Source organism: Sphingobium sp. D43FB (genome assembly GCF_002312805.1).
GTDB lineage: Bacteria > Pseudomonadota > Alphaproteobacteria > Sphingomonadales > Sphingomonadaceae > Sphingobium.
Map to the genome: position 1 here is coordinate 1 of NZ_NMUA01000064.1, position 8,575 is coordinate 8,575.

At 64.4% G+C, this 8,575-nt stretch carries 9 protein-coding genes and 2 pseudogenes; 3 read left to right on the forward strand and 8 right to left on the reverse strand.

Going from position 1 to position 8,575, the window contains the following annotated elements:
* A pseudogene (locus tag SxD43FB_RS22395) lies at positions 1-133 on the forward strand (IS5/IS1182 family transposase); the annotation flags it as partial.
* Between the two features lie 30 nt (positions 134-163).
* Here the strand turns inward: SxD43FB_RS22395 and SxD43FB_RS22400 are convergent.
* On the reverse strand, positions 164-679 hold the full coding sequence (locus SxD43FB_RS22400; RefSeq protein WP_096064013.1) for a hypothetical protein: 516 nt from the start codon (positions 677-679) through the stop codon (positions 164-166).
* Between the two features lie 144 nt (positions 680-823).
* Between SxD43FB_RS22400 and SxD43FB_RS22405 the strand changes: the two genes are divergently transcribed.
* Positions 824-2,320: an ABC transporter substrate-binding protein gene (locus SxD43FB_RS22405; protein ID WP_096064014.1), complete on the forward strand. Its 1,497-nt coding sequence runs from the start codon at positions 824-826 to the stop codon at positions 2,318-2,320.
* 20 nt (positions 2,321-2,340) lie between these two features.
* Positions 2,341-2,763, forward strand: coding sequence for a DUF4112 domain-containing protein (locus tag SxD43FB_RS22410; protein ID WP_096064015.1), 423 nt, complete (start codon positions 2,341-2,343; stop codon positions 2,761-2,763).
* A 3-nt stretch (positions 2,764-2,766) separates the two neighbouring features.
* Here SxD43FB_RS22410 and SxD43FB_RS22415 read toward each other — a convergent pair whose 3' ends face one another.
* From SxD43FB_RS22415 to SxD43FB_RS26170, 7 genes and pseudogenes are all read right to left on the reverse strand, one after another.
* Positions 2,767-3,606, reverse strand: coding sequence for a ribonuclease T (locus SxD43FB_RS22415; RefSeq protein WP_096064016.1), 840 nt, complete (start codon positions 3,604-3,606; stop codon positions 2,767-2,769).
* The gene (gene nadC, locus SxD43FB_RS22420) at positions 3,599-4,450 is read right to left on the reverse strand and encodes a carboxylating nicotinate-nucleotide diphosphorylase (RefSeq protein WP_096064017.1); all 852 of its coding nucleotides are present in this window, start codon (positions 4,448-4,450) and stop codon (positions 3,599-3,601) included. The genes SxD43FB_RS22415 and nadC overlap by 8 nt, the downstream gene beginning before the upstream one ends.
* Positions 4,431-5,750, reverse strand: a complete 1,320-nt coding sequence (locus SxD43FB_RS22425) for a DUF2254 domain-containing protein (protein WP_096064018.1) — start codon at positions 5,748-5,750, stop codon at positions 4,431-4,433. Before SxD43FB_RS22425 ends, nadC begins: the two co-directional genes overlap by 20 nt.
* A 28-nt stretch (positions 5,751-5,778) precedes the next feature.
* Positions 5,779-6,765, reverse strand: a complete 987-nt coding sequence (gene nadA / locus SxD43FB_RS22430; RefSeq protein ID WP_096064019.1) for a quinolinate synthase NadA — start codon at positions 6,763-6,765, stop codon at positions 5,779-5,781.
* Between the two features lie 33 nt (positions 6,766-6,798).
* Entirely contained in the window at positions 6,799-7,518 is a 720-nt protein-coding gene (locus tag SxD43FB_RS22435) for a DUF4230 domain-containing protein (protein ID WP_096064020.1), read from the reverse strand.
* Entirely contained in the window at positions 7,503-8,378 is an 876-nt protein-coding gene (locus SxD43FB_RS22440) for an MBL fold metallo-hydrolase (protein WP_096064021.1), read from the reverse strand. The genes SxD43FB_RS22435 and SxD43FB_RS22440 overlap by 16 nt, the downstream gene beginning before the upstream one ends.
* A 77-nt stretch (positions 8,379-8,455) precedes the next feature.
* Positions 8,456-8,575 (reverse strand): annotated as a pseudogene (locus tag SxD43FB_RS26170) (ISAs1 family transposase); the annotation flags it as partial.

Below are 8,575 nucleotides of genomic sequence, written 5' to 3' on the forward strand. Positions count from 1 at the left end.
CTGCTTCAAGCTGCTTGGTCAGCGCGTCATGGCCCGCACCTTCGAGCGTCAGATAACCGAGCTCAAAGTCCGTGCTGCAATCCTCAATCGCTTCTCGCAAATCGGCACACCAAATACTGTCCGCGTCGCGTAGTAATCTCAAATAAAGCCCGCAGCAAACCTATCAGGAGTTATGCAACAAAGCCATTTCGTTTTCAAGGTTACTCATCAGACGACTCATACATCCGAGAATACATAAGCCCATTAATCCAACCTCATGGTATTGCGCTTCGATTTGCTCTTGAGTGACCCGCATGGTGATATGCTGACCGTCTGGAATCTTGCGGTCTTTGGGCTTCGAGAGGTAAGCAAAGTGCGGATCAGCTTTGTAAATATTACGATCTGTCCCATGCACTGTCATATGCCTAAATTCGGAAGCTTTTCGCAAGGCATCCATTAACGCGACAATCTCATCTTTTTCACCTGCGAGTTTTGGCAATTTCCCCGCTGCGCGTTGGAGAAATTTGATGCGCCGTTCCAAGTTTAGCGGCGGCTCAGCTTCGACGGTTTGTCCGTCGCAAAATCGGTATACGAAATCGATCAGGCTTCCTAACGATAGCTCCGTGGCTGACCACGTGCTAATCAACAAGCCAGACCAGGCAAACCAGTCGCGCTCACTTTCCGAGTGAAAAGGAAACATTGGAAAAGCTCCTGTTGATGATACCTGCACTAAAGCCGAAACCGAGGTTCGTCGAGAGGCGGCCTTGAAGCGTATGAGCCCCCCTCCCCTTCCCGCCATGACGGTTGGCGTTGAAGCGATAGCGGGGTAGGTCTCTGTATCGCCATGTCCGTCCGCCCTGCCCTGCCGCGTCGTTATCGCCCCCTGTTTGCCGCCGTCGCTGCGCTGGCAGCGGTCAGCGGCTGTTCGCGGGAGGGCAGCGGGCCGGTTGTCGTCAGTGTGGTGGGCGACCGGGCGGATGTGACCAAGCCGTTGCAGCGATTGCCCAACCCGGCCGCCAAATTGATCCTGGAAGCGACCGCGCAAGGCCTGGTCGGCTTCGACGCCAGTGGCGAAATCCTGCCCGCGCTGGCGCAGCGCTGGATCGTCGAGGATGACGGGCGCAGCTATATTTTCCGTCTGCGTCGCGCTTTCTGGCCCGATGGCACGCGCGTCACGGCGCGCGACGTCGCGCGGATATTGCTGTCGCGGATCGTGGTGCAGCGTCGGCTCGACCCGGACGGGCCGTTCGACGCGGTGCAAAGCGTGGTGCCGATGACGGGCGAGGTGATCGAAATCAAACTGACGGTCGCGCGGCCCTTCCTGCTGCAGATATTGGCCCAGCCGCAAATGGCGATCCTGGCGCGGGAGGGGGGCACTGGTCCCTATCGCCGCGCCCAGCAGGGCCAGGCGCTGTTCCTGACCCCCGTCGATCGCGCGACCGGCGACGATGAAACAGCCGATGACGAGCCGATCCCGCCATCGCAGACGCGAGTGTTGCGCGCCGAAAACGCGGCGCTCGCCATCATCCGTTTTCGCGAGGAACAGGCGGCGCTGGTGTTGGGCGGGCGCTTTGCCGACCTGCCGCTGCTGCTGCCCGCCGGGGTGGAGCGTGACGCGGTACGGACCGATCCCGTGCAGGGCTTGCTGGGCTTGGCCGTTACCGGGCGCGGCAAGCTGCTGGATGATGATTATGTCCGCGCGGCGATCAACATGGCGATCGACCGCGCCAGCCTGTCCGACCTCTTCCCGCTTAGCGGCTGGGCCACCAGCGAACAGATATTGCCCTCCGCGCTCGACCTGGGCCGGTCGCCCACCGCGCCTGCCTGGGCCGGGCAGTCGATGGATGAGCGCCGCGCGCTGGCCAGCGCCACCATGACGCGGTGGCGGGCCGATAATGGCGATCCCCCGCCGCTGCGCATCGCCCTGCCGCAGGGGCCGGGCGCGACGCTGATCTTCGGACTGTTGCGGCGCGATCTGGCCGCGATCGGGCTGACCGCGGTGCGCGTGGCGATCAACCAGAAGGATGCGGACCTGCGCCTGATCGACGAGGTGGCGCCCTATGACAGTGCGCTCTGGTATCTCGGCCGCGTCGGGTGCGCCCGTGCGGTGCATTGCAGCGATGCCGCCGACGCGGCGTTGCAGTCCGCAAGCCTGGCCAGTGATAGCGACAATCGGATCGCCCATATCTCCCAGGCCGAAGCGCTGATGCAGGCGCATAATGGCTATATCGCGCTCGGCGCGCCGATCCGCTGGTCGCTGGTGTCCAAACGGCTGAGCGGATTTCAACCCTCGCGTCGTGCGCGCCACCCATTGAACCATCTGTTCCGTCGCCCCAATTAGGGGAGCAAGGAGACAGGCAGATGGCAGTATCACAGGATCAGTTCGAGCGCGTGGTGCGCGACATGCCCGGTTTCGGCCGCGACCCCGCGTCGATCCGTCGCCGGATCGAGGCGATGGAAGCGGTGCTGGAGGGATTGTTCGTCATCCCCGGCACAAACCGCCGCGTCGGCCTCGACAGCCTGGTGGGCCTGGTGCCGGTGGTCGGCGACCTCGCCACCGCCGCAATGGGTGCGTGGATGGTGTGGGAAGCGCGCAACTTGGGCATGTCGAAATGGCAGCTGGCGCGCATGGCGGGCAATGTCGGCATTGATACGCTGGTAGGCGCGATCCCCTTTGCCGGTGACGTCTTCGACTTTCTCTACAAGTCGAACACCAAGAATCTGCGTATCATCCGCAAGCATCTCGACAAGCATCACCCATCGACCGCGACGATCGACGCCTGACCTTTAGGGCGCGCTGGCGTTGGCGAGCGGCTGGACCTTGGGATCGAGGTCGAGGATCAGTCCCGGCTTGCGCGCGGGCGCAGCAGCGGGCTTTGCTTGCCGACGCGCGGGTGTCGCGGGACGGTTATAGGCGATGCGCGGGCCTGGCTCGATACGCAGGAGGCTGGCCGGGGCAGCGCCGCCCTGATGCGCCGGGCAGCGGGTGAAGGCCATCGCCCGGTCCATGCACAGCCACGCTTCGCTCAGCCAGTTGCCACGGGTCGTCGTCACCCGCAGCATATCGGCCCGCAGCCCCTTGTTGGCGCGCGCAAAGGCTTCGGCGAATTTCGCGACGGTCAAATTCTTGGTCGCCGCGAGCGCCGTCATGTCGGGATAGCGCATCGATTGGTAGAAGGCGCGCGACAGGTTGAAATAGAGTTCAGGCCTGGTCGTCATGCAGGTGCCATGCTTGGCCCATTCATGCTGGATCAGTTGCACCGACGGCGTCGTGCAGAGGTTGGCGCGGATCACCGCGCGCGGGACCAGGTCGGCGGGGCGACAATATTGCGGCCATTCCTTGCCGAAGCCGTCGGGCCACAGGCCATGGAGCGTAAAGCCGAAGCGGCCCGTCTTGCCCCCGCATTGCAGTGCATGTTTGTTGCCGCGCGCGATCGAGCAAAATTGCGGCGACCAGCTAAGCGCCAGCGTATAGCTGCCGATCGGCAGCACGCGCTTGGGTTCCTTGGCGGTCGGCGCTTCGATCATGGGTCGAGCGATCTGCGATGGCGGGCGGCATTGGGCCGATTGCGCCAGCGCGGTGCCGGGCAGCGCGACCATAGCCAAGACCGCCAAGGCTTTAAGCATAAGCGAAGTCCAGCCCGATGTCGGCGGCGGGTGCCGACTGGGTCAGCCGCCCGACGCTAATATAGGTTACCCCCGTGCTGGCCTTGGCGCGGATCGTGTCCAGCGTCACCCCGCCCGACGCTTCGGTCGGCACGCGGCCATCGACCAGTCCCACGGCCTGCCGCAGCATCGCCGCATCCATATTGTCGAGCAGCAAATGGGTAGCGCCCGCCGCCAGCGCGGGTTCGATCTGGTCGATCCGGTCGACCTCGACGATGATCCGCTCGACCCCGGCCTCGACCGCGCGGCGCACCGCTTCCTCGACCGACCCCGCCACCGCGACATGATTATCCTTGATCATCGCCGCATCCCACAGCCCCATGCGATGATTGGTCGCGCCGCCCATGCGCGTCGCATATTTCTCAAGGCGACGCAGGCCAGGAATGGTCTTGCGCGTGTCGAGCAGGGTCGCGCCGGTGCCGTCGATCGCATCGACATAGGCGCGCGTCATGGTCGCGATGCCGCTCAAATGCTGCACCGTGTTGAGTGCCGACCGCTCCGCCGTCAGCATCGCCCGCGCCCGGCCCCGGATGCGCAATATGTCGGTCCCAGCCGCCACCTGGTCGCCATCCTGGCGCAACTGTTCGATCTCGACGTCGGGATCGAGCGCCCGGAAAAAGGCGACCGCGATCGGCAGCCCCGCCAGCGTCACCGGATCGCGCGCATCCATGATCCCGTCGAAGATAGCATCGGCGGGAATCACCGCCTCGCTGGTGACATCACAGCCATCCGGACCAAGATCTTCGGCCAGCGTGGCGGCCACAAAGGCGTTCAGGTCGAAACCATCAAGAGCAAAGCCTGTCATGCGCGCCGTTTTCCATGGCTTGGACAAAATCGCAATAGCGCGCTTCCAATTCCTCCAGCGCCGGGCCATCCAGCGCCAGGCGCGCCTGCGCGATCAGGCGCGTGCCCTCCGCCTGCAACCGCGCGCGCCGGGAGGCAAGCGTCAGCGGGGCTGCGGCGTCCCGCAGGCCATCGAGGAACTGCGCCGCCGCGATCGGGCTGGTCGCCGCGGCGGGCATGATCCCACCGAAACCGCGCGCGACGAAATGGTCGAAATCGTCATTGAGCGGCACCACCCGGTTCCAGTCATAATCGCCCCGGTCCGGCCCGCCGCGCAGGTCGCGCTGGCCGATCGCCGCCGTCGCAGCGCCCAGCCAATGGAGCGCGGTCACCGCCGTAAACGGATCGTTGATGCCCGGCGACAGCGCGCGCAAGGCGATTTCCACCAGCTCGTCGATCAGAAATTCGATGTCCTGCGCAGGGGATCGCATCGCCCCGGTCGAAAAGCAGGACCGGACGGCGTCGCGCATCGCGCTGTCGATCTTCGCGCCGACGATGCCGACCAGCATGATGCCGGGATGGACGAAATCGCCCGGCCGCAACCGCAACTCCAGCCGGCATCCGGCATCGCGCGCAATCTCGTCCAGCCCGGCGAAATCGACGATCTGGATATAGCCGGTATCGGCCGCGACGATCGGCTCCCCCTGGGGCGGGGCATCGGCGGTCTCCTCGACACAATCGTCGGGGAAGCGCCCATGGACTTCGCGCAGCAGGCGATCGCCAATGCCTTCCAGCACGGCGTTGATACGGATGCTCAATGGCACATGGTTGAGGAAATAGACCAGGATGGCGATCGATATGCCCATCAACAGTGTGGCGATAAGCAACGATATTTGCGGCACGAATCCGGGGTCGCCAGCGCTTTCCTGGGCATCGCGCACCACGCGCAACACCAGCACGGCGTAGACAAAGGTCGCGATGAAGGTCGCCAGCGACAGCTGGTTGCCGCGATCCTCCATGAAATTGGACAGCAGGCGCGGACCATAGCTGCCCGATGCATAGACGACGGCGGCGATGGTGATCGAAAAGACCGTGGAGGCGACGCCGATCATCGACCCGGCAATGACGTTGAGGACGTTGCGCGCGCCTTCGGGCCGGGCGATGTCGATCCAGTCGTGCCGCTCCAGCCAGGCCGATCCGCCATGGCGGTCGATCCACACTGTCGCAAAGGCCATCAACGCGGCCAGCGTGGTGAACAGCGCCGGATAGAACCAGTAGCTGGCGCGGGTTTCCTGCCAGCGCGCGCGCAGCCGGGCGATCATCGCCGTGCGGCCTTCACCCCGCGCCCGCTCACCGCGGGCCTACGTCGCCCAGGCCCACCGTGGCGCTCGCCATTTCCAGCATCCGGTCCAGGCTCTTCTTCGCGCCCAGCCGCAGCGTTTCGTCCATTTCGATGCGCGGCTGCAGGTCGCGCAGCGCGAGGTACAGCTTCTCCATCGTGTTGAGCGCCATATAGGGACAGATATTGCAGTTGCAGTTGCCGTCCGCGCCGGGCGCGCCGATAAACTGCTTGTCGGGCACCGCCTTTTCCATCTGGTGGATGATATGCGGTTCGGTCGCGACGATCAGCGTGTCGCCGGGCATTGTCTTGGCAAAGTCGAGAATGCCGCTGGTCGATCCGACATAATCGGCATGATCGACGATATAGGGCGGGCATTCGGGGTGCGCGGCGACCGGCGCGTCCGGGTGCTGCGCCTTGAGCTTGAGCAATTCGGTCTCGCTGAACGCCTCATGCACGATGCAGACGCCCGGCCACAGCAGCATGTCACGACCCAGCTTGCGCGCGAGATAGCCGCCCAGATGCTTGTCGGGGCCAAAGATGATCTTCTGGTCCAGCGGAATTTGCGACAGGATCTTCTCGGCGGACGAGGATGTCACGATGATGTCGGACAGCGCCTTCACCTCGGCCGAACAGTTGATGTAGCTGAGCGCAATATGGTCGGGATGGGCCTCGCGAAACGCCTTGAACTGGGCGGGCGGGCAGGAATCTTCGAGGCTGCACCCGGCATCCATGTCGGGCAGCACGACGATCTTGTCGGGCGACAGGATCTTCGCCGTTTCGGCCATGAAGCGCACGCCGCAAAAGGCGATCACGTCCGCGTCCGTCTCCGCCGCCTTGCGCGACAGTTCCAGCGAATCGCCGACGAAATCGGACAAGTCCTGAATTTCGGGCGACTGATAATAATGGCCCAGGATCACGGCATTGCGCTCCTTGCGCAGCCGTTCAATCTCGCTGCGCAGGTCCGTGCCCTGCGGAATGCCGGTAAAAGCGTTCATGTGCCTAAAACTCCTCGGTCCCTGAACAGCGCCCTAGCGCCGAGCCTGCCGGTTGGCCAGCACCTCGTTGACGGGCGTGGTGACGTCCCATTGTTCGCGATTGTGCCCGGCGCGTTCGGGCGGGAAGGTCACGATCACCCGCGCATCGCCATAGCCCGCCGCCGCCAATGGTGCGGCCATCAATTTGGTCAGCGCGCCGCGGCCATATTCGCGCGCCTGCGCCATGCGTTCGGGTGCCTGCGCCTCGCGCTGGGCGCGGCTCTGCGCATGAGCCGACACGCGGCGGCTCAATTCCTCGCCAGCCTGGCGCGTCACGAACATGCCCTGGGTGCGGACCAGCGTGCGGCGGCTTTCATCGACATTGGGCTTGCCCGGCTTCACGTCGGGCGCGTTGACGATCAGCGTGCGGGTCACCTCGTTCCATTCCAGATCGCCTTCGCCAAGGCCGCCGACATCGACGAAATAATCGACCGAGAAGGGCATTTTGACCACCTGATCGGACTTGAGGAGGCCGAAACCGCGCACATCCTGCGCCGTGCTCTGGACCGTGCCGGACAGTTCGGAGACTTTGAGGCTGCTCACCCCGGCGATCTTCGCCGCGATCACCTTGGTCACCGCGACGCCATCCTCCTCGACCGCGACCACATAGTCCCGGTCATAGCGCTGCCAGCCGATCAGCATCGCTGCGCCGACCAGCAACAGGATAACCGCCGCCGCAATCGGCCCGGCATAGCGTTTCAGCGCATCTGCCATCGGTCCTCCGTCGCGGTCACCAGTCCGCGCTGATCCAGGTCGATCAGATGCGCCAACACCGATCGCCCGGCGGCGGGATGCAGGCGCGGGTCGACGCCCTTATACATTTCCAGCACCATGTCGGGGATGAGGCTGTCGCCATTGCGCTCCAGAAAGCGCAAAATTTGCCCCTCGCGCTGCTTGCGATGGCCCATCATGCCACGCACCAGCCGCTGCGGATTGTCGATCGGGTCGCCATGGGCGGGATAATAGACCTTGTCCTCGCGTTCCAGCAGCCGCTGCATCGATCGCATATAGGCCGCCATGTCGCCATCAGGCGGCGAAATCACGCTGGTCGACCAACCCATGACATGATCGCCGGTGAAGAGCGCGGCTTCTTCGGCCAGCGCGAAGCAGAGATGATTGGACGTGTGCCCAGGCGTCGCCACCGCTTCCAGGGTCCAGCCGGTGCCCGCGACCTGTTCGCCATCCGCCAGCACCCTGTCGGGGCGATAGGCGGCATCGAATGCCGCATCGGCACGCGGCCCGTCATCCTCCAGCGTCAGCGGCGCGCAGCCGATCACCGGCGCGCCGGTGGCATCGCTCAGCGGTCGCGCCGCCGGGCTGTGATCGCGGTGCGTGTGGGTGCAAAGGATCGCCACCACAGGCCGCCCCGCGATCGCCGCCGTCAGCGCCGCCAGATGATCGGGCGCGTTCGGGCCAGGATCGATCACCGCGACGTCGGTCGTCCCCACCACATAGGTCTGGGTGCCGGTAAAGGTGAAGGGCGACGGATTGGGCGCCAACACCCGCGCCACCAAGGGGGATAGCGGCATCTGAACGCCGGTCGGCAGGTCGGCCGGATCGAAAGGAGGTGCCATGCTTCCCATGTGCCTATTTCCGGCCGGATTTCAAGGTGGGGCTTGGGTCCATAAAGATCCTCCCCTGGAAGGCAGGGCTATCGCATATGACCAAGCATTGAGAGAAGGAATGCATCGTTCCAGCCCGCCCGTTTGATTTTGCCTTTGATTGATCCCTTGTCCGGGTGGGTTCTCAAGATGTTGAGCGCAAGTTTCCT